The sequence below is a fragment of the Prosthecobacter fusiformis genome, from assembly GCF_004364345.1.
GTDB classification, from domain to species: domain Bacteria; phylum Verrucomicrobiota; class Verrucomicrobiia; order Verrucomicrobiales; family Verrucomicrobiaceae; genus Prosthecobacter; species Prosthecobacter fusiformis.
This window is the reverse complement of sequence record NZ_SOCA01000002.1, coordinates 634,269-655,004: the sequence shown is the minus strand read 5'-3', so window position 1 is coordinate 655,004 and position 20,736 is coordinate 634,269. Positions and strand designations below refer to the sequence as shown.

At 55.3% G+C, this 20,736-nt stretch carries 15 protein-coding genes; 9 read left to right on the top strand and 6 right to left on the bottom strand.

Going from position 1 to position 20,736, the window contains the following annotated elements; genetic code table 11:
• Positions 1-15: 15 nt before the first annotated feature.
• The 7 genes from EI77_RS08545 (at position 16) to EI77_RS08515 (ending at position 9,597) form a co-directional block, all read left to right on the top strand.
• The gene (locus EI77_RS08545; RefSeq protein ID WP_166647130.1) at positions 16-1,089 is read left to right on the top strand and encodes a phosphodiester glycosidase family protein; all 1,074 of its coding nucleotides are present in this window, start codon (positions 16-18) and stop codon (positions 1,087-1,089) included.
• 46 nt (positions 1,090-1,135) lie between these two features.
• Positions 1,136-1,852 (top strand): glycosyltransferase family 2 protein, encoded by a 717-nt coding sequence (locus tag EI77_RS08540; protein ID WP_243838724.1) that lies wholly within the window; start codon positions 1,136-1,138, stop codon positions 1,850-1,852.
• A 132-nt stretch (positions 1,853-1,984) separates the two neighbouring features.
• A complete protein-coding gene (gene recR / locus EI77_RS08535; RefSeq protein ID WP_133794672.1) occupies positions 1,985-2,590 on the top strand; it encodes a recombination mediator RecR in 606 nt (201 codons plus the stop codon).
• A gap of 122 nt (positions 2,591-2,712) precedes the next feature.
• Entirely contained in the window at positions 2,713-3,582 is an 870-nt protein-coding gene (locus EI77_RS08530; protein WP_133794670.1) for a polysaccharide deacetylase family protein, read from the top strand.
• Positions 3,583-3,706: 124 nt separating this feature from the next.
• Entirely contained in the window at positions 3,707-5,437 is a 1,731-nt protein-coding gene (locus EI77_RS08525; RefSeq protein WP_133794668.1) for a dynamin family protein, read from the top strand.
• A gap of 57 nt (positions 5,438-5,494) precedes the next feature.
• Complete coding sequence (locus tag EI77_RS08520) at positions 5,495-7,213, top strand: hypothetical protein (protein WP_133794666.1); 1,719 nt, start codon at positions 5,495-5,497, stop codon at positions 7,211-7,213.
• 68 nt (positions 7,214-7,281) lie between these two features.
• Positions 7,282-9,597 (top strand): prolyl oligopeptidase family serine peptidase, encoded by a 2,316-nt coding sequence (locus EI77_RS08515; protein WP_133794664.1) that lies wholly within the window; start codon positions 7,282-7,284, stop codon positions 9,595-9,597.
• 26 nt (positions 9,598-9,623) lie between these two features.
• Here the strand turns inward: EI77_RS08515 and EI77_RS08510 are convergent, their stop codons facing one another.
• The gene (locus EI77_RS08510; protein ID WP_133794662.1) at positions 9,624-10,397 is read right to left on the bottom strand and encodes a hypothetical protein; all 774 of its coding nucleotides are present in this window, start codon (positions 10,395-10,397) and stop codon (positions 9,624-9,626) included.
• 395 nt (positions 10,398-10,792) lie between these two features.
• Here EI77_RS08510 and EI77_RS08505 point away from each other — a divergent pair, with 395 nt between their 5' ends.
• Positions 10,793-11,761, top strand: a complete 969-nt coding sequence (locus tag EI77_RS08505; RefSeq protein WP_133794660.1) for a class I SAM-dependent methyltransferase — start codon at positions 10,793-10,795, stop codon at positions 11,759-11,761.
• Between the two features lie 72 nt (positions 11,762-11,833).
• On the top strand, positions 11,834-12,967 hold the full coding sequence (locus EI77_RS08500; RefSeq protein WP_166647129.1) for a L,D-transpeptidase family protein: 1,134 nt from the start codon (positions 11,834-11,836) through the stop codon (positions 12,965-12,967).
• Positions 12,968-12,994: 27 nt separating this feature from the next.
• On the opposite strand, the gene EI77_RS08495 is transcribed toward EI77_RS08500, so the two are convergent.
• The 5 genes from EI77_RS08495 to EI77_RS08475 form a co-directional block, all read right to left on the bottom strand.
• A complete protein-coding gene (locus EI77_RS08495; RefSeq protein ID WP_133794656.1) occupies positions 12,995-13,705 on the bottom strand; it encodes a hypothetical protein in 711 nt (236 codons plus the stop codon).
• A 74-nt stretch (positions 13,706-13,779) separates the two neighbouring features.
• Entirely contained in the window at positions 13,780-16,236 is a 2,457-nt protein-coding gene (locus tag EI77_RS08490) for a DUF1592 domain-containing protein (protein ID WP_425606518.1), read from the bottom strand.
• 50 nt (positions 16,237-16,286) lie between these two features.
• Positions 16,287-17,558, bottom strand: coding sequence for a DUF1552 domain-containing protein (locus EI77_RS08485; protein ID WP_133794651.1), 1,272 nt, complete (start codon positions 17,556-17,558; stop codon positions 16,287-16,289).
• Between the two features lie 87 nt (positions 17,559-17,645).
• Positions 17,646-18,098, bottom strand: coding sequence for an SRPBCC domain-containing protein (locus EI77_RS08480; protein ID WP_133794649.1), 453 nt, complete (start codon positions 18,096-18,098; stop codon positions 17,646-17,648).
• Between the two features lie 661 nt (positions 18,099-18,759).
• The gene (locus tag EI77_RS08475) at positions 18,760-20,736 is read right to left on the bottom strand and encodes a UvrD-helicase domain-containing protein (RefSeq protein ID WP_133794647.1); all 1,977 of its coding nucleotides are present in this window, start codon (positions 20,734-20,736) and stop codon (positions 18,760-18,762) included.

Here is a 20,736-nt window from a genome sequence, read left to right as displayed (position 1 = left end):
CGGCAATTACAAGCATTGGAATCTTTGACTCCGCTGGATTCCCGCCCATCATCCTCCCCTGTGAAGAAGAAGGGTGCAAAAAATCGAGGTTGCCTCAAGGCGCTGCTATTTCTAGGGCTGGCTGCAGGCGTAGCGCTTTGGATAGCGGGGGTCTTCTTTTTCAATCTGGATAGCAATCTGGTGGCCCTCAGTGTGCGCGATTCGAAAGAGCCACTACTCATCCGCGGAGGTGGTGGGATCTGGAAAGCAGCTCCCAAGATCACCGCAGCGGAAATTCGTCAGGGGCTTATTGAGCGCCATGCGGAACAAGGCATGCGCTGGTCCACCCTAAAGATCAAGCGTGGAGAGGGATCGATGGCAAAGGTCGCTCATCAGATCCTGGGGGCAGAAGTGCATGTCATCACCTTTTCGCCCGAGCATTTCGAGTTCATGACGAGCTACGAAAAGCAGCCTAAGTTTGCTGTTACCACCGCAGCAAACAGGATGGCTGAAGACAATCTGTGGTTTTCCATCACCGCCAATTTCCGTGATCCCAAAGGCAAACCGCTGGGCTGGGTCTGGCATGAGGGGGTGCAGGTCAATGGAGCCTTTCCAGAATGGAGCGGGTGTTTTTTTGTCAAAGGTGGCCGCCCTTACTTCGGCCCGAAGTCCCTGCTGGATGATGTGCCTGGTCCTATTGAGGAAGGCACCCAGGGCTATCCCTCTGTGATGAAAAATCACACGACCTTTTCCTATGTCTCCATGAAGCCAGATCAGTTCTTCGATGGCTCCAAAATCACCTACCGCTCCCTGGCAGGCATGAGAAAGGACGGCACGATCATTTTCATCGTATCCGGCGATGGCGGCGTGATGAATGTGGCTGAAGTCACCGAAATCGCCCGGAAGCTGGAGGTCCAGCACGCGACGCTGCTGGATGGAGGCCGTGCCCTGCAATACAGTATCCGTACGGAGGATGGTCCCTGGCATTTCACCGCCCTGAATACGCGGCTGAAGCTCAATCACCGCTGGTTTGAGCAGCAGCTTTCCCCCGTCTTTATCGGCGTCCGCCGCCGGGCACCCAATATCATCCGCGTTCCGCTTCCTCAGTGAGCTTCGTGCAAATCTCCACTTGCCACGTCAAGCGGGCGCGGGATGGATGAAGGCTCCCGCCACCATGCCTTCGTCACCAGCCATCTCCGTCGTCGTTCCGCTCTATAACGAGGAGGATAACGTCGTCGAACTGCAAGCCCAGATCGCGACCGCCCTGACCGGCCTGGATTATGAACTGGTGCTGGTGGATGATGGCAGCACCGATGCAACCGTGAGCCGTGTCCAGCGTGATGAGCGGGTGCGAGTGCTCGAATTTGCCCACAATGCAGGTCAGAGTGCAGCCATGCACGCTGGCATTCACCAATCTCTTGGCGAAATCATCGTCACCCTGGATGGCGACTTGCAGAATGATCCAGCGGACATTCCGGCCATGGTCGCCAAGCTCCAAGAAGGATTCGACCTTGTCTGTGGTTACCGTGCCAAGCGCAAAGACACACCGTTCAAACGCCTGCAAAGCCGCATCGCCAATGGCGTACGCTCACGTTTCATTGGGGATCATGTTCGCGATACAGGCTGCACCCTCAAAGTGATGCGTCGTGAATGCCGTGAGGCCTTGCTGCTGTTCAATGGCATGCACCGCTTCATCCCAGCCCTGATCCGCAACATGGATTTCCGGGTCACGGAGATGCCAGTCAACCATCGCCCCCGGGTGCATGGCGTCAGCAAATACGGGTTCGGCAACCGCGCCTGGCGGGCCACTTGCGACATGTTTGGCGTGCGCTGGCTGAACAGCCGTCGGACGCGTTACCGTTTAAAGAATTAAAAACAGCGCGCGTTAGGCCACTTAGGCTTGTCTGGTCATGCTTCGGGTAGGGATACAGTCGCTTTAGAATTTCGGCTTTTAAACTTTGCGTCCTGGCGGCTTTGCGTGAGTCATTAGCCAGTCCTTTTTACCATGCCTGCCCTAGATTACCCGCCGCCACTCCAGCGCATGATTGCCCAGATCCGCTCATTGCCAGGACTGGGGCCACGTAGTGCTGAAAGGCTGGTACTATGGCTGATGCAGGACGGCGGCAGGATCGAGCCCCTCATCGATAGTCTGGAAGAGCTGAGTGCCCGGGTTCAGGCCTGTGACCAATGCGGATTCTTCATTGAGCGAGATCACGAGTGTGTGCTGTGTGAGAGCCCGAAGAGGAATCATCGCCTCATCTGTGTGGTGGAGCAGGCGGCGGATGTGCTGAGGCTGGAGAGGTCCGGCGCATTTTCAGGCCTCTATCATGTGCTGGGGGGAAAACTTTCCCCGCTGGATAACATCACGCCGGAGGATTTGCGCATCGACCCACTCATGGAGCGGGTCAAAATCCTAGGCGTGGAGGAAGTGATCCTAGCCGTGGGAAGCGATGTGGAGGGAGAAGCAACGGCCAGTTATCTGGGAGATATGCTGCGGTTAGAGGGAATAGCAGTATCCAGACTGGCGCAGGGAATGCCTGCGGGGGGCGGTTTGGATCATGTGGATGAACTGACCTTATACCAGGCCCTGAATGGACGGCGGCGAGTATAAAGGCAAAAGCATGCGCTTTGCCCTGTCATTACTAAGGGGAAGCAGAAGATGCAATTTCCACAAACTTCACGCTTTCCTAAATTCAGCACTGAACTAATCTCGCCACCGTGATTTCCCAACGCATGTATCTCAGTATTTGGCTCGGCATCCTCATGGGCAGCGCTGGCTGCAGTTCTACGGACAAGAAAAAGGAGGACTTGGCAGAGGTGCGTAAAGCCACTTTGATGGAAGCTGATCCCGTCATTTTGGACAATCCGCTGTCTAAGCGCCTGAACAATCCTTCGACGATGCCCACGGTACCGCCAGCAGGGGCAAAGATCAGTTATTCCCAGGTGAACATCACCGAAAAAGTGGTGGCAATGACCTTTGATGACGGCCCGCACCCCAGCCTGACGCCAAAGCTGCTGGACATCCTGAAGGCACGAAACATCAAGTGTACGTTTTTTGTGATCGGCAAGCAGACAAAGATGTATCCAAACATCATCCGTCGCATGATCGCGGAAGGGCATGAAATCGCCAACCATACCTGGACCCATGCGAGCCTGACCAGCCGCTCTGATGAACAGATCCGCTCGGAGTTGCAGCAAAGTGAAGATGCGCTGGTGGAAGTAGCCAATTATCGCCCCCACCTCATCCGCCCTCCGTATGGGGCCATCAATGCGCGCATCAAACAATTGATGTTCAGCGAGTTTGGTTACTCGACGATCATGTGGTCTGTGGACCCGCAGGACTGGCGTCGGCCAGGAGTGTCTGTAGTGACCAGTCGTCTGGTGAACGGAGCGCATCCCGGTGCGATCATGCTGGCCCATGACATCCATCCACCCACCATCGAAGCGATGCCGGCGATGTTTGATCAGTTACTGGCCAAGGGTTATCAGTTTGTCACGGTGAGCCAGCTTCTAAACATGGAGAAGGCGAATATGCCAGTGGGCATGGTCATCCGGCCAGCGATGGCTGTGGATGACGCAGATCCAGCTCCGCTGCCACAGTAAGTGTGGCGGGGTTTGGCTATGAGAGCTGGGGGTTCAAGGTTAGTGTGGCCGCACCCTCAAAGGTGCGGGTTCCTGTTTAAACAATCCTTGATCCATTCTCCCACATTCTGAAAACCCCAAGACCATGATCGGTGATGAGTATTTCCAGCTGCGCGACCGCCTAAGCGGGGAATTGCACACGCTCGCGGAAGTGATCCGTGACCTGGGCGGGGATACGGAATCCATCGCCATTGCGGAAAACTTGATTGCCAGCCTCAAGGAACCGTTTGTCTTCGTGGTGGTAGGAGAGGTGAATGTGGGTAAGTCCACCTTTTTGAATGCACTCTTCGGCCAGGATTTTTCCAAGACCGGGGTGATGCCGACGACGGACAAAATCTTGTTTTTCAAGCATGGCCCGGTGCTGCAAATCGTGCCAGTCACGCCGACACTGGATGAGGTTCATGTGCCCATCGATATCTTGCGTGACTTCCATATCGTGGACACACCGGGGACAAACTCCATTGCGGATGAGCACCAGGAAATCACAGAGCGTTTTGTACCCATCGCAGATCTGGTGATCTTTGTGTTCAGTGCCATGAACCCGTGGGGTGCCTCGGCGTGGCAGTTTTTGGACAAAGTGCACAAGCACTGGATGCGCCACGTCGTCTTCGTCCTCCAGCAGTGCGACCTGAGAAGCCCGGAGGAAATCCAGGTGATCACAGATTACATGGGACAGCTTTCCCGGCAGCGCTACGGCCAGGATTTCCCTCTTTTTCCAGTCTCGGCCAAGAAGGCTTACATCGCCAAAAACTCAGACGGGAACCAAGAAAGCCTGATGGAGGAAAGCGGCTTCCAGCAGCTGGAGGATCACATCTCCAGCTTAGTAGAGCGCAACGCATCCCGGATGAACAAGCTATCCAGTACCGTCAGGCTGGCGCGGCAACTGCTGACCAATTTGCGGGAGCATGTGCTGCAGCAAACTCAGCAGACACAGCGTACTTCCACCCTAACCCAGGAGTTTCTCACGGAGCGGGAGATGCAGGTGGACCGTACCCTGAAGAAAATCCTCCCCGCCCTGGATGCGACGGAACGTGATTACCATGAGGCATGCGCACACGTGGCGGGGCTGGCCGATGATGTGCTGGCCACACGCCAAGCCTTTAAAAAGGACCCCGCGCTGGAGATGGAAGAGACCAAGCCAGAGAGCCTGGATCATCGCCTTTTCCAGGATTTACAACATCGTAGCGGGGACCGATGGCGTCAGGTCGGTATCATTCTGGAAGAAGACTGCCTCCAGTATGACCGCTTTCTGCACTCGCAGGGTCGCGGCACTCTTTTCCCTGAAGATGTGGTTCTGCCAACCGAAGCCGACCCTGAATTACGGCGTCTCTTTTCCGCACACATAGACAGCACCATCCGGCGGTTTGTCCTGGGATTGAAACTGGATGAAGCGATTGAACCCGGACTGAACAAGGCCCGCAAGCGGGCGCGCTGGGTGCCCTGGCTGATCCTGCCGGTACTGGGCGCAGTGGGCGCAGCCTGGTATTATGATGGCCCCATCGGCGCGGCTATTTCAGCAGGGGGAGGAATGCTGCTGCTAGGCTTTGCGCTGCTGATCGCCCAGTCTGCCCTGAACAAGACGAGAGGTCTGATGGTGGACCGACTTGAAAATTCTACGCTGAAGCTGCGCGAGATGCTCCAGACCCAGGTCGAGAGCGATGTGGAAAGCCTCTTTTCCCGCTTCCTGCCCATGCTGGAGCCCGCACAGAAGGAATGCCGTGAGCGCGAACATCTGCTGCTCAGCCAAACAGAGCGCCTGCAGGCACTGACGGATGCTTTTCTGATTTATCAGCGTGAGCTCAGCCAGTGGAGGTGACCGAATCGTCACTCGCCACCCTTTGCCACTGCCCTATGTTTGCATCCAGCAAGGCTTGTGACTGAACTGCTCCTCATTGACACCATCGGACCTTTTTTCCGGGGGTATGACCGCCGTGTCATCAACTGGTCCAAGATCCCCTGGGACCATGCGGGACGCCAGGGCGCAGCATGGTGGGAGACGGTTTGCCGTGAGTTGAACGTGATCGGCAGGCAAGCTGCGAGCTGGGGATTCAATGCCGCCTCCATGGATGATGTGGCGCACCTGGCGGACCATGAATGGATCGAGCCGGAAGTGAGGCGGCGGATAGCACGATATCGCAGTGAAATGCGGAACTGCTTTCGGGTGCTGGCGCATACCGGACTGGCAGTGCATGTGACCATGGACGTCTTTTCTGCGACACCCGGCTTGCTCAAACGGCTGTCCATCGAAGGCCTCAACGTCAATGATTACCTTACCGCGTTGCTGGACCGGTTTCTCTCTGATTTCCCAGAGGTAGCCGGGGTGATCGTGCGCATCGGTGAATCGGATGGCAAGGATGTACACGACGATTTCCGCAGTCAGCTTGTGATCAAGACCCCTGCTGATGCCCGTGAATTTCTCCAGAAGATATTGCCGGTTTTTGAGAAGCATCAGCGTCGGCTGATCTTTCGTACCTGGACAGTCGGTGCCTATCCCATCGGGGACCTGATGTGGCATCGGGGCACCTTTGCGGATACCTTTAAAGGCATCACCAGCAAGGCATTGGTCGTTTCCATGAAGTATGGGGAGACGGATTTTTTCCGATATTTGCCACTGAACCGAAACTTCTTCCGCACGCCGCTGGCGAAAATCGTGGAACTGCAAACGAGGAGGGAATACGAGGGCTGTGGGGAATACCCGAGCTTCGTGGGCTGGCAGTATGAAAGGTATGCCCGTGAGCTGAAGCAGGCAGAGAATGTGATCGGCTGCATGGTGTGGTGCCAGACGGGAGGCTGGGTGCCATTTCGGCGGCTCGCCTTCATTGATAAAGAGGCTCTTTGGAATGACCTCAATACCTATGTGACCATCCGGGTGGTCAAGGATGGCGCACTCGTGGAAGATGCGGTGCGTGCCTTTGCCAAAGAACGGCGGCTGGGAGATGCAGATGCGCTGCTGGAACTGCTGCGGCTGGCGGATGAGTGTGTGCGTGAACTGCTGTATGTGGAAGAGTTTGCCCAGCAGAAGCTTTTCTTCCGGCGGGTGCGCATCCCACCGATGCTGACGGTTTACTGGGGGAATTTGTTTGTCAGTCACAGCATCCGCAAGCTCCTGCGTTACTTCGTCCGGGATGCCGATGGGGCACTGCGCAGCGCCCAGCGGTGCATGGATAATCTGGACCGGATGATGCCGCTGGCGGAGCGTGCGGGAGTGCCTGTGGCAGACATCGAATACATGCGGGATACCTTTGGCCTCCTGGCCCTGGCCAGGGAATACTACTTCGCCGATGATGCGACGGACATCGAAGAACGCATCCTGGCAGCGAAGACGGCTTATAAGGGAAAGTACAACAAGCGCGGACTGCGTGCACGCTACCGAGTTAAAACGGACTTTAAGCCGCTGCTGCTCAATCCCCGCCACCTGGGCTGGGCAGTGAAGTTTCTGATGAGAAGAAGACGTGGTTACCGGATGGTGGACAGGCTCATCATCCTCAGTGCTCTATCGTTGATCTATCGCTTCATCGCGGCACGCCGCCCGCACTGGATTCCTGGATTTGCATCCAAAAGCGCGATGGGTGTGGACGTGGTGTTTCGCTGAGGATTTGGAAGACATGGCATTTGGCCAAAGGACGATGCGGTTGACTTCGTTTGCTAAGGGCATCCTTCATGAAACTGCCCCTCTTTGCCGCGCTGTTACTGACTTCTCCCCTTTTTGCCACGACCGTGGATGAAGCGTTGGAGGCTGGAAAGAAATGGACGAATAAGATTTTTCGCAATGAAGTGCAAGCACTGTGGCTAGATGAAGATCATTTTTGGTATCGCCTCCAGACGGGCCCCAAAAGTCACGAATACGTAGTGGTGAATGCGGCGACAGGGGAACGAAAAAGTGCGTCTAACGGTCGCGGCATCGGCCAGCCTGAGCAGGAAACTTTAAAAACCTCGGACAGCCAGGAGAACGAACAGGCCTCCACAAATGGCGGCAGTGAAACGGGTATTGTTTTTCATAACCAACTGCGAGAGCCCGTGAAGATGATCTGGATTGATCCGGATGGAAAACATCATGTGTATGAGGAAGTGGGACCCGGGGGAAAGTTTCACCAAAATACGTATGCAGGTCATGTGTGGCTGGTCAGAGACCTTCAGGACAAGCCTCTGGCGGTGGTCACAGCCAGACCTTTTCATCTGGATGTGGAGATTGATGCAATCTCCCCTGTCTTTGTAGGAGCCGAATCCAAGCCCAAAAATCCACGAGCGTCACCCGACGGACGATGGAACGTCTCAGTCGTGGATGGCCGGGTGATGCTCAAAGACCTGCACAGCGGTAAGACGGTGCCGGTGAAAACGGGGTTACCAGGACGCCGTGTCAATGAGGGTATCACCTGGGCACCAGATTCATCCGCTTTCGTTTTTTCCAGTACTGAACAGGTGGTAAAAAGGAAAATCACGATCGTCGATTCTTCCCCTGAGGACCAACTCCAACCTAAACGACTGGAGATTGATTATCCAAAGGCCGGTGACCCGTTGCCGAAACCTCAACCTGTGATCGTTCGCCTCACTGACAAAGAGCCGGAGGTGCAGGCGGCAGCTACAGCACTCTTTAAAAATCCGTTTATTCAAAAAAGTCACTTTGATATCCGATGGGCAAAGGACAGCGGTGAATTTTATCTGGATTACAATGAGCGCGGTCACCAGTGCTATCGCATTCTTGGGGTGAATGCCATGACTGGTGAGGTGCGCATAGTGGTGGAGGAAACCAGCGATACTTTTATCGACCACACACAGAAGACTTGGCGGCACTGGCTTGAAAAATCGGGTGAGCTGTTATGGCTGAGTGAGCGTGACGGGTGGTGCCACCTCTGGCTCTATGAAATCGCCTCTGGCAAGGTCCGGCAGCAGGTCACTAGCGGACGCTGGGTGCTGCGCAAGGTGGAGCATGTGGATGAAGAAAAGCGGCAGGTGTGGTTTCTCGCATCGGGTTTGCGTGAGGAAGAGGACCCCTATCATGAGCATCTGTGCCGTGTGAACCTGGACGGCACGGATTTTATACAACTGACCGAAGGGGATGGGCAGCACAGGATCCAATGGTCCCCGAACAAAAAGTATTTCATTGATGTCTGGTCTCGCGCTGACCATCCGCCGGTGACGGAACTGCGGCGAAGCAAGGATGGCCAATTAATATGCACCCTGGAGAAGGCAGATGCCCGAGCCCTGCTGGCCACCGGCTGGCAGATGCCGGAACGTTTTGTCGCCAAAGGACGGGACGGCAGGACGGACATCCACGGCATCATCATCAAGCCGGCCTCCTTTGACCCTGCGAAATCCTATCCCGTGGTGGAGCAAGTCTATGCAGGGCCACATGGTGCCTTCACGCCGAAGGAGTTTGGAATTTTAAAAAGACAGCATGAGCTTGCGGAATTGGGATTCATCGTGGTGCAGGCCGATGGCATGGGCACCAATCATCGTGGTAAGGAGTTCCATGAGCTATGCTGGAAAAATCTCAAGGATGCCGGATTTCCCGACCGCATAGCGTGGATCCGGGCGGCGGCTGAAACGAGACCCTGGATGGATCTGAGCAGTATTGGGATCTATGGAGGCAGTGCTGGTGGACAGAGCGCGATGCGTGCCCTGCTGGACCATCACGACTTTTACAAAGTGGCCGTGGCGGACTGCGGCTGCCACGACAACCGGATGGACAAGATCTGGTGGAATGAGCAGTGGATGGGCTGGCCTGTGGATGACAGTTACAAACTCAATTCCAATGCCGAAGATGCAGCAAAGCTTCAGGGGCAGCTTTTGCTCATCGTCGGAGAATTGGATGTGAATGTGGACCCGGCCAGCACCTACCAAGTCGTTCGTGCCCTGCAAAAAGCGGGCAAGAGTTTCGATTTCATGCCCATCATAGGCACGGGGCATGGGGCTGCCGAGACACCTTATGGGTCACGTTTGCGGATGGAATTTCTGAAGCGGCATCTCCTCCCTTAAAAGAGGACAATGAAGCACGGATCGAGCTACTTTTTGCCCAGCCACTGCACGCTGATGATCTGCTCGATCTCCATTTTACCACCCGCCTCAGGGATATTTTCAGTGCTCTTTTTCCAGGTGACCTGACACTTCCGGCCAATGAATTTTTCCGGGCTGGCGATCACTTTTTCCACCGAGGCATCCGGCTGAAGCATAAAGAAGGATACGTCTTCCCCGGCGGAGTTACGCATATTCCAGTGAAAGTAATCCCCCTCTTCGATGCCCACAAAGACACCTTCAAGCACCTGCATCGCCTGGGCATTGCTAGCAGCAGCGGATCCTTTCTTTTTCAATACGGTAACGAAAGCAGCACAATTGGAGGTCAGGCGCTCACCTTCAGAGACATAATCTTCTCCATGGAGAACACCGGCATCTTTCTCAGTGGTGAGCCACTTGAAGATGTCACCATCCTTGAAATACAGACGGTTTTCAACACGCTCAGGGGTCTTGCTGAGATGGTTCTTGAAGTAGGAACTGAAGACGAACAGTGGCGCCTCATCCTCGAGGTAAAATTCTTCCACACCCGCACCGTCTTCGTTGGATTTTGCCACAATCTTCACCAGCTTTCCGTCTTCCATCCAGCCAGTCAGGGTGAACTCCAATGGCTCGTCCTTATACTTGCCGGATACCTTTTTGAGGCTCGCCTCGTTTTCGTTGATCTGCTTGTAAACGGCACGGTGATGAGCCGTATCACTTTGAGCTTCGGCAATGGCTGAAAATGCCAGGAAGGCAAGGGCTGGAAGCAATGCGACGGTTTTCATCGGGATATTTAAACGTTATCTGGCGGTGGTGTTTCTGGGGCTGACGATGCAGGAGAAGAACTGTCACTGGAAACGGCTGCCTTCTCCTTTTTCTTCATGATAAAAATGGGTTTTGGAGCCGGAATGAAGCCATTGTTCTGTTTCCCCCAGCCGGTAGTGGACTGGCCGCTCTTAAATGGCCGGGGTGCTTTATTGGTCTGTTTCTGGCTCCTCATGGGCTTACATAGCGGATCTGTTTGATGTCGTCCGCATCCTATCGTTGCGGTGGTCCGCGATTTTGGCAAAGAAAAACCTTCAGCTAATGCCAGCGTATTTCTTTGTTTCAGCCCTACGCCCCGCCCAGACCAAAGCATTTAGATTCAAATCCCTGCTTTCGAGTGGCTGTTGAATGAGAGATGATCCTGCGACAGTGTCCGCTAGTGCATCCTTCCCTTTCCCGTCGCCCGCCAGTCCAGCCCATCACGTGGATCGCTCCCGCGCAACGAGTCGCCTTTGAAACTGCCGGGACGACCGCGCATAGGCTTGCCTCTGGCTCTGGAGGTTGGGTGGAGCGGCTCGGGGATGACGCGATGATCTCCCACAAGAATGATGCAGCGCTGGAGGAAATGGCCAAGGGTTTAGAAAACTGGGCCGTGGAGGCAGGGTGGACACCTGCGCGTGTCTTCACACGTTTTTTGCCTCTGAAGAATGACGAACGCATATCCCCTGCCCTGCGCAGTGGCGACACCTCTCTGCCGCTGACCACCGTCGTCACTGAGGCTGGCATTCGATACGGACTCGACTTCGCTGCGGGCTATAGCCACGGCCTATTCCTGGACCAGCGTGCGAATCGCGCCCAGCTACGGGTCTGGAAACCCAAACGCGTGCTAAACACCTTTGCCTATACTTGCAGTTTCACCGTGGTGGCCGCACTGCAAGGGGCCGAAACAGTGAGTGTGGACCTGTCCAAAAAATCTCTGGACCGAGGGAGGCAGAATCTGGCACTCAATAATCTTCCTGAAACGAAGCATAAGTTCATCGTCGAAGATGCTCTGGACCTGATGCCCAAGCTCGAGCGGAAGGGCGAGCGCTTCGACGTCATCATCCTGGATCCGCCCACTTTCTCCCGCAACAGCAACGGCCGCCTCTGGCAGGTGGAGCAGCACTTTGAAGACCTTCTCAATGCCGCGCTGGAAATCGCCATGCCCAAATGCGCAATTCTGCTTTCCACAAATTGCACCAAACTGGACCCCGTGGCTCTGGAACGCCGGTCACGAATGTGTGCCAAGATCAAGCGCCGGGCAGTGGATTACCTGCGCATTCCTTCGCTGATCGATTTTCCTCCAGGTCACGGGGCCAGCACCCTTTGGATGATGGTTCGTTAATCAGGCGGAACCTCATTTAGGCCACGGTGAGACATACACAGCCGTGTGCGGCAGCAGTGACGAATGTTCGTCATGCATCTCCCTTTGCGCTATTGGCTCCTGGCCGCCTGTCTTCTGAGCTCCTCCACTTCCCTAACCGCCGAAGATAAGACTCCCGAGAGTCCTGTCTCCGACATGGAGGCTGCCACCCGCCTGCAAGTCTTCCTCGACAGAGCCAACTTTGGCCCCGGCAAGATTGACGGGCACTACGGTGGTTTTACCGAAAAGGCGCTCACTCTCTATCGGCAAGCCCAGGGAAAGACGATCGAAACGGCACCCGAGCCAGCCCCCAAATCCCCCACTGAGGAAAAAGGCAAGGAGGCCAAAACCAAACTCCCTCTTCCAGATCTCCAAGACCTGGACGTGGCAAGTGTGGACCCCGTATTCATCGAATATCAGGTAACTGAGGCCGATGTGAAAACCGTGGGTGAACTTCCAAAGGAAATCCCAGACATGGCCAAGCTGAAATGGCTACCTTATACAAGTCTGGCAGAAGCCGTCGCCGAGAAGTTCCATAGCGATCTCGATTTCCTTAAAGAGCTGAATCCAGGCAAGCTCGAAAAGCTCAAGGCCGGAGATACCATCAAGGTGCCCAATGTGGAGCCCTTTGATATCAATGGCGTCAAAGACATGCCACTGCTGGACCTTAACGCCAAACGTGAGGATAAGGACAAAGAAAAGAAGTCCGCAAAGCCCAACAAAAAGGATGACCAAGATGCATCCGACCCTAAAGAAGATAGCGAAGAGTATCCATCAGCCGACCAGATCGTTGTGACGGTGAATACCGCAGACAGCATGCTGCACCTCATGGAAAAGGGAAAGCTCGTCGCCGCTTATCCAGTCACCATCGGGTCGGATCAGACGAAGTCACCCCAGGGCGACTGGAAGGTGCGCGGCATCGCCCGGCTGCCTGACTTTCGTTATGACAAATCATTCCTAACCACGGGTGAACGCAGCGAGGAAACGTTCCTCCTGCCACCGGGGCCTAACAATGCAGTTGGCGTCGTTTGGATCGCTCTCAACAAGAGCGGCATCGGTCTGCATGGGACTTCTGACCCGGATAGCATCGGGCGCAGTGCCAGCCATGGCTGCGTGCGTTTAGCGAATTGGGACATTGCCCGCTTAGCTACCCAGCTCCGCACGGGTGTGACCGTATCCATCCACTAAAGATGGTTCTTTAACCAGCGGAGTCGATCAAGCACCCTGCTTTTTCTTGGAGGGTTTTGCACTCTTGGGAGACTTCGGGCTGGGGGTTCCGCTGGGGCGGTCATTCTCCTTGATCTTGGCGTAGATCTTTTGGGCATAGGCGGAACTCTGTTCCTTGGTCATGTCCGGCTTCTTGGTCATCTGTTCATGGATGATCTTCTTGAACTTGCTGCGGGCATCCGAGGAAAGTGAGCCATAAAGCTCACGCCCATCGTCTCCCAGCAGTGAAGAAACGGAGAGTTTGCCGCCCTCTTTTTTGCCAGAGCTTTTTCCCGCCAGCCGGGCTTTGGGACTGCCTGCCATCTCCGTCCCTGGAGATGACTGATGGTAATGCATGACCAGGAGTTCCGGCCCCACCATCATCTCCACCTGGGTATTGGTTAGATCCGTGCCTGCGACCGCTCCAGTCAGCCTCCATCCCAGGGCATTGGGTTCTTCGAATACGAGGATTCTCTCATTCGTGGCTTTGTTCAGCACGGTGGCAACAGGTCTTCCATTGACGTAGGAGATGCTGGTCAGTTGCAGGGATTCCTCCAAATTCACGGAGCGGGTGAAGGGTGAATGAGTGACCAAATCTTCTGCATACCCCAAGTCCAGTGGCTGGGGCAAATCGGGGTCGGTCAAAGGGGGGAGCTCTTCAGCCTGGAGACTGGCAGTGGTCAGGATCACAAGACTGAGAAAATGAATGAAGTTCTTCATCGAAGGCGTGTCCCTTCAACGAAAGTCATCTCCATCTCTATCATCAGCATTTGGAACGTATCGCCCGCAAAGCCTCACCTGGAACGAAAGATGTCACTCGTCAGGCATTCGACAATCAGGGTCTGGAGGCCTAACTGGTTCTTTTTCACTGCGAGATGGATTTCGTCGAGTTCAAAATCATCGACAGGTTCCATGTGGCGACCTGTGGTATAGGTGAGGACTTGGCGGATGAGATGACGGGTGAAGATGTCTTCGCGAGTTTCGCGGATGATCTTTTTGAAGCTGGCGAAGTCCTTGTATGTTTCACCGGAAGGAAACTCGCCGGAGGAATCCACCTTGGGTGCGGGTTGTTTGCCGTTTTTAGGCTTGGGGTAGGAGCTGCGCCAGCGGCCGATGGGATCAAAGGTTTCGAGGCTGAATCCTAGCGGATCAATTTTACGATGACACTCGGCACATGTTTTATCGGTGCTGTGCTTGGCCAGGCGCTCACGGATGGTAGTGGCACCGGAGATGTCGGCCTCAATGGCGGGCACTTCATCGGGGGGCGGTGGGGGCTGGATGCCCAGGATGTTTTCACTGACCCATACGCCACGGGTAACGGGCGATGTTTCGACACCGTTGGCACTGACCGTGAGCACGCCGGCCATGCCTAGAAGCCCGCCACGACGTGCATTGCCCTTCAGACTGACCTTTTGAAATCCATCGGCAAGACGCAGGGTTTTCTGCTCCGGCAGGTCGTAAAGTTTGGCGAGTTTTTTATCGGCAAAGGTATACTCTGCGTGAAGGAACTGGCCCGCAGAACCATTGTTCTTCAGCAGGTCGGTGAAAAAGAGTTTCACCTCGGTCTTCATGGAGGTCGGAAGGTCCTCGGCGTAATAGCTGCGGTTGGTTTCACGCGGGGGCGGCATGCTGCCCAGGTCGCGGAGGTTTAACCAACTATCGAGAAAGCCGTCCACGAACCCACTGATGCGCGCATCCGCGATCATCCGCTGGACCTGTTTTGCCAATTCGGCTTTCTGTGTGAGCTTGCCAGATTTCGCGACGGCCAGCAGTTCCCTATCCGGTGGCGTGGCCCAGAGGGCGAAAGAGAGGCGTGAGGCGAGATCGTAGGCGCTGAGTGCCTTCTCGGATTCATCCGTGATCTCGCTGAAGTAAAGGAAGGAAGGCGAGCAAAGAATGAGCTTTAAAGCATCCAGCGCGGCCTGGCGTGGCGTGGCTTTCTCGGCAAGACGCTTTTGGTAAAAAGCATCGATTGGCTGACGGTCTGTCTCTGTGAGCGGGCGGCGGTAGGCTTTTCCTGCAAAGGCATGGAGCTGCTCCAGTGCCCGGTCTGGCTGGAAGCCGTCTTTGCCAAAGACGGCGCGTTCCTCTGCGCTGCCGCCCTTTTCAGGCATGGGCCCCTGGATCTTGACCTCGCTGATGCGGATGTGTGGAAGATCCCCATCCCGCAGCAAGTGAGTGCGACTGACACCGGAGGTGCCGGGCGGGATGTTGAATTCATCCTTATAACGCTTGTTGATGGTGACGACGGCGGCGCGGGATTCATACGGGCCGTTTGGGAAGATGAAGCGCGGGGTCTGTCCGGCCTCCAGCCAGACGCGGAATTTCAACTTGGCAGGCTTGTCATCAGGCACTGTACTGCTGCCGAGCAATGGCTCAATGGTCTGCGGATAGTGGATATGGCCACGGGTGACATCCCCAGGAACGACGCCGATGATGAAAGGCTCTGAAAAGTCGATGCCGAAGATGGCATGATCGAAATGAGTATTGCGATGCATGGCCTGCGCTTCCACTTCGATATCGTATAGGCCGGAGACTGGCACGCCTTTGAGAAAGTCTTCAATGTGGCCGTAGCCACCCTGGCGGGTATCCGTGTTCGGCTGCTCGTATAGATTCAGGTAGCGGAATTTAAAGGCCGCTTTGTGCGAGCCTTGCAGTTCTTCGTATTGGACAAAGTTTTTATTAAAGAGCCAGCTCTTCGGCTCCATTTGGGGTTTGCCCAAGCGCATTTCCACCAGCCGGTTTGCTGCTTGAAAATACTGGTCCACGAGAAAGCCTGAAGTCACCAATGACTGACCAATGGTGTCCATGTGACGACTTGTTTTCTCCTTGGGGAAATCTCCCGTGAGACCCAGCGTATCCACCCGGCGACCAAAGAGGGCGGCAAGCGTGTTTTCATACTCACGGCTGGAGAGACGGCGCATCACAGTACGGGCACCGGAACTCTCGATCTTTCCACGGGCTGCCACGGTGCCTTCACGCAATGCACGTAGCATGGCCAGGCGCTCATCATCACCGGGCTGATCTGCCTTTTTCGGTGGCATTTCTTTCAGCGTGAGCTGGTCAATGATCTCCTTGGCGGAGATGAGGTCTGCCTCCGACTTCAAAGGAAGTGCGAACTTTTCGAACTCGCGATCCCCCTTCTGCACATCGGCATCGTGGCACTCCAGGCAATACCTGCCCATGAACTGCTGAACGATCTTTTGCGAAGGCAGTGCGTCCTCAGCCTGCGCAGTCATGGTCAATGCCATCACCGCCATGCTGACAGCGAGACTGGCCTGGTGAAAAAGGTACGTACGCATCAGGAAAAGCGGCCTGTGCTGCTGCCAAAGGAATCTGTCTCCACACCCATGCGCTGGGCGATGTCCACAAAGAGATTGCAAAGCGGCACCTTGTTGATCCCCTCACGCGGCACTTCACGGAACTCGCCATGCTTGTAACCGCCACCGGCCAGGATGATGGGCAGGTCGGAGTTCTTATGCGAGTTAGCATCGCTCATACCGCTGCCGAATAGCACCGAGGTGGAATCAAGTAGGGACCGTTCTCCATCCTGCATTTTGGACAGGCGAGTGATAAATTTACCAAAGTGCTCAATCTGGTACTTCTCCAGAGTGATGAGGTGGGCGATGGTCTCTGGATCATTGCTGTGGTGGGAAAGTCCGTGGTAGGATTTATCGATGCCAAGGTCCTGCGGCAAGAAATCCCCACCGATCTCCAGGGTGGCGATCCGAGTGGAATCTGTCTGCAAGGCCAGGGCGATCAGCTCATAGAGCATGGGCAGATCCTGTACCGGATTGCGGTTGGCCGGTTTTTCAAATGGAGCTTGCGGCTTCGGCTGGCTGGCCCAGCGCTTGCGGAGTTCCAGGCGCTTCTCCACATCGCGGACGGACGTCAGGTATTCGTCCAGCTTATCCTTGTCCTCTTTGTTCACCTGACGGGAAAGGCGATTCGCCTCCCCCAGGACGGAATCGAGAATGGAGGCCTGAACTTTGTTTTCCTCTTTGCGGCGTGCCTGGCGCTCCTTCGAGTCACTGATGAAAAGCCGTTCGAACAATTCCGCAGGCCCCGTGATCGGTGGCACCCGCACACCCGACTTCGTCCAGGCGATCTGGCAGCCCCCATGGATGCCGCCTTCGGACCCCACCGTCAGGGATGGGAACCGCGTCTGAAAGCCCACCTCATCGGCGATGAACTGATCAATGCTCACATTGCCATCCGGGCGATTTTGAGCCTCCGAATTCAACACGCCCGAAAGGAAAGAATGCACGGCGAAGTGCCCGCCCTTCACGCCGTGGTCCAGGCCTTTGAAGACCGTCATCTGCGGGCGGTTTTCCCACAGCGGCTCCAGCAGCGTCGTCTTCTCATAATTGCGCCCTGTGGTGGAGGGAAAAAGAGACTTTACCTGATATCCCAGCAGGTTGCCAATGGCGACAAAACGTGCTGCGCCAGCTCCGGCTCCCTTGGCCGCCTGCACGGCGGAATTTCCGCCGACGGACTTGGCCATGAGCGAAGGCAGCCCCGGCAGCGCGAGGGAGGTGCCGATGGATTGAAGCAGGAAACGACGACGGTTCATAGGGGGATGAGAACTGAGAAGATCATTGAAATACGCTCCTGCCGCCACCGTTATTGCAGCAGACCGCAGCTCTTGAGTGAAACCTACTCACGCTTCATTCCTGACCACCCCTTCGAGCCGGTCCAGGACCTCTTCATTGGCCCTTTCGCTGAGGGGCCGCATCCGTTCAGCGAACTCGGGGGTTTCAAACTCCTGAACCCAGGACAAATGAGTTTGGTCACCCACGGCAGACAGCGTTATCGTTAGCAGATACCAGGGCTTCACCACGTGCTCGATGACGATCTTCACATCGGTCTGGATCTCCCGAAAAATACTCTCGTTGGGATAGTCAGCCCCATTCGGCCCGTGCATCACCAAGACCCAGCGCCCACCGGGCCTGAACTCGAATAGCTCAAACGTATTCGTAAACCCCTTCGGCCCCCACCACTGAGCCAGGCGATCTGGTTGCGCGAATGTCGCAAAGACCGTTCGAGGACTGGCAGAGAAAACACGCTCCGTCGTCACAGCCGCCGAGTTGATTGGACCAGAATGGGTACTCATAGGGTTCAGGATGAATTGATGTTTTTAACGAGTTTCTGCACCACATTCATTCAGGACGCGTTCCCAGGCCACCTATACGAAAGTGTGAAAACTCGAAGCCGTTTTATGGTTTTTTGATTGGTTGGAGAGATTGTTGATTGGGGAAACCGTGGCTTGGGGAATGGGGAAGAAATTCAAATTTTCCCCATTTGGGGATTTCTGGATGTAATCGACTGAATATGAACGCTCTGGGATGGGGATTCCATGGGGATCAAAATCCCCATGGGGGGATACGTGGGGAAATGGGGATGGGAGGGAGAGGTAAACCGATGTCATGGCGGCGTAGCTAAGCCACAGGGCGAATAAAGATCGTGGGTAGCGGAGAGAATGCCAAGTGGTGGTATGGGGGACTTGGGACAAGTGGCGAAAAAATTGGAGCGGGGATGCCGTCGAGGCTTGCTTGAAATGGTAGGTGGGCCTTCGCCGAAATGTGTGCTAACAACAGACCCGCGCCAATACTGCGGCTGAATTCCAAGGATATACGCCTGAAGATCAATATCTTAGGCCGATTAGTTCATTGTTTGCCTGGCAGCTTATTCCCCACCGAGAAGCCAGTCTAGATAAGAAACTACGTACCGATGAATCTATTTGTCGCGATTGCTGTGCTACCGCGCCAAAGGGCTCAAGGCGTTTGCGTTGTAAATGGTGGATCGGGTATTTCTCGAACCTCGTCGAGTGAGAACCATCCACTGTCTTGGATACGCGCTAAGGCCGCAGTGGTGTCTGATGACCAGAGAACAAGTGCCAGCGTTTCCCGAGCACGGCTGCAAGTGACATACAGGAGCCGTAAAGTTCGATCAATGGTCGTTTCCTTCCCAATACCCGCATTGTCCTTGTCCGTATCGCTGAGATCCTTGCCACCAAAGATCTTATCGTAGGAAATGAGAAAGCCGCCAGCTGACACATCGTCCATCACAACCATGACATCGGGATACTCGGACCCCTTAACGACCTGATGCGTGGCGAGCACGGAATTACCGGCGAGGTAATTGCGGTACTTCTGCAGCTGAGGCCAAGGAGAAGCAAAAAGCGCGCACCAGCCCCGCCGCATCCGGTCTAGTTTCGACTCCTCTTGGCCTCTTGTGGGTGCAGTAGGCGGAGCGGACTTGTCCGCATGAGCTTCCAAAAGGCGGTGGTCTATCTCAAAGATCTTTGCCGTCAACACGGGTGCGATTATCTCTCCAATCGTGGAGGCAGGGTTGACGCATGCAACACCAAATTCCCTAATGCCCTGAAGAATCTCGGCAACTCGGCTTGCTCTAGCCACCGCGTCTCCGGGCATGATTTCGAGGCGACCGTGCCGCCGTAGAACCTCCGTGAGCTTGAACTCGTCGATATAGCCGTCTCTACCCACGCATAGTTCGAGTTCGGCAAGTTCATTCAGCAGGAACTTTGCGACGGCAGGCCCCTTATTTTCGCCACTACCCGAAGGTGCTGCAGCATTGGGGTCAAGTAGTGCCATGGCACCATAAACATCAAGGAACGATCCTCGCATCGCGACAAGCTTGTGTTCCAGAGCGAGCACTTGGTGCTCGCCGTCGTTCCATGCAGCTGAACCACTCTCAACGCGCATTTGATCGGCGCACCAACGTTCGCCAAGAACCTTGTTCTCGGAGGAGAGAGAGGTGCTCCCGACAAACAGCCGTACCAAGCCACCCGTCTTCTCGGTCCTCCAATGCTGTTCTACGCCGTTTGCCGGTTGGGTTCTACCCTCTAGCTTGGCAACCCAGATGCGGTTGATTAGGGTCACGATACGCTGCTGGCTCCGATGGTTCATCTGCAGTTCGGGCGTCGCCCAGTTTGACGGCACCCGACTCGGGAGGTCCGAATGGCCGTCGGTGTAGATCCGCTGACGATGGTCGCCTAGCAATCCAAGAGTCAGACCGCTACCCCTCGGCTCTGCCAAGCCCATCAGAGCATCCAGCACGCCTTTCATTGTATCCTGTGATTCATCGATAAGAACGATAGGATAGCGATCCTTCAGGATCGTTCGAAGGGTTGGTCTGTTGTTCAAAAGCCAGGCTGTCGCGTCGAGCACGTTATGGTGAGCAAGTGCTCCAGGGCCATGCGACTCGCGGTCAGGATGGTAGATGAAGACTGCAATTGATCGAATCGCTTCGATCTCTGCCGTGATCTCATCGAGATCCCGCTGCTTGACCGGGGTGATACCCCTTGGCTTTGCAAGCGCTTCGAACCTTATCTTTTCAAATTGAATTTCTTTTAAGGCAATGAGCGCCGCGCGGATGTCATCATTGAACCCGCTGATAAGCTCCCAGCAGAATGCGTGGATCGTGGAGACCCCCACTAAACTATTGTCCCCCAGGCGACCATTGATCACCGCTACCGCGTTTTTCGTGTAGGTGATCACGCGTATCGAACGGCCGTACATGCGCAAGCGCAGAGCAAGCTGGCCGCCTTTCTCGTGCTCCACGACACCAGTCATCCGGCGCAACACCTCTACAAGCGTGCGGGTCTTTCCAGAGCCTGCGCCTGCGAAAAGGAAGTAGCTGCGAGGAGGATCTTCGGTGAGATAGCCGCAGATTTCTTCAACAACCCCGGCATCTCGGTCGTTGCTGGGAAGGATTAGATCGGTACTCAT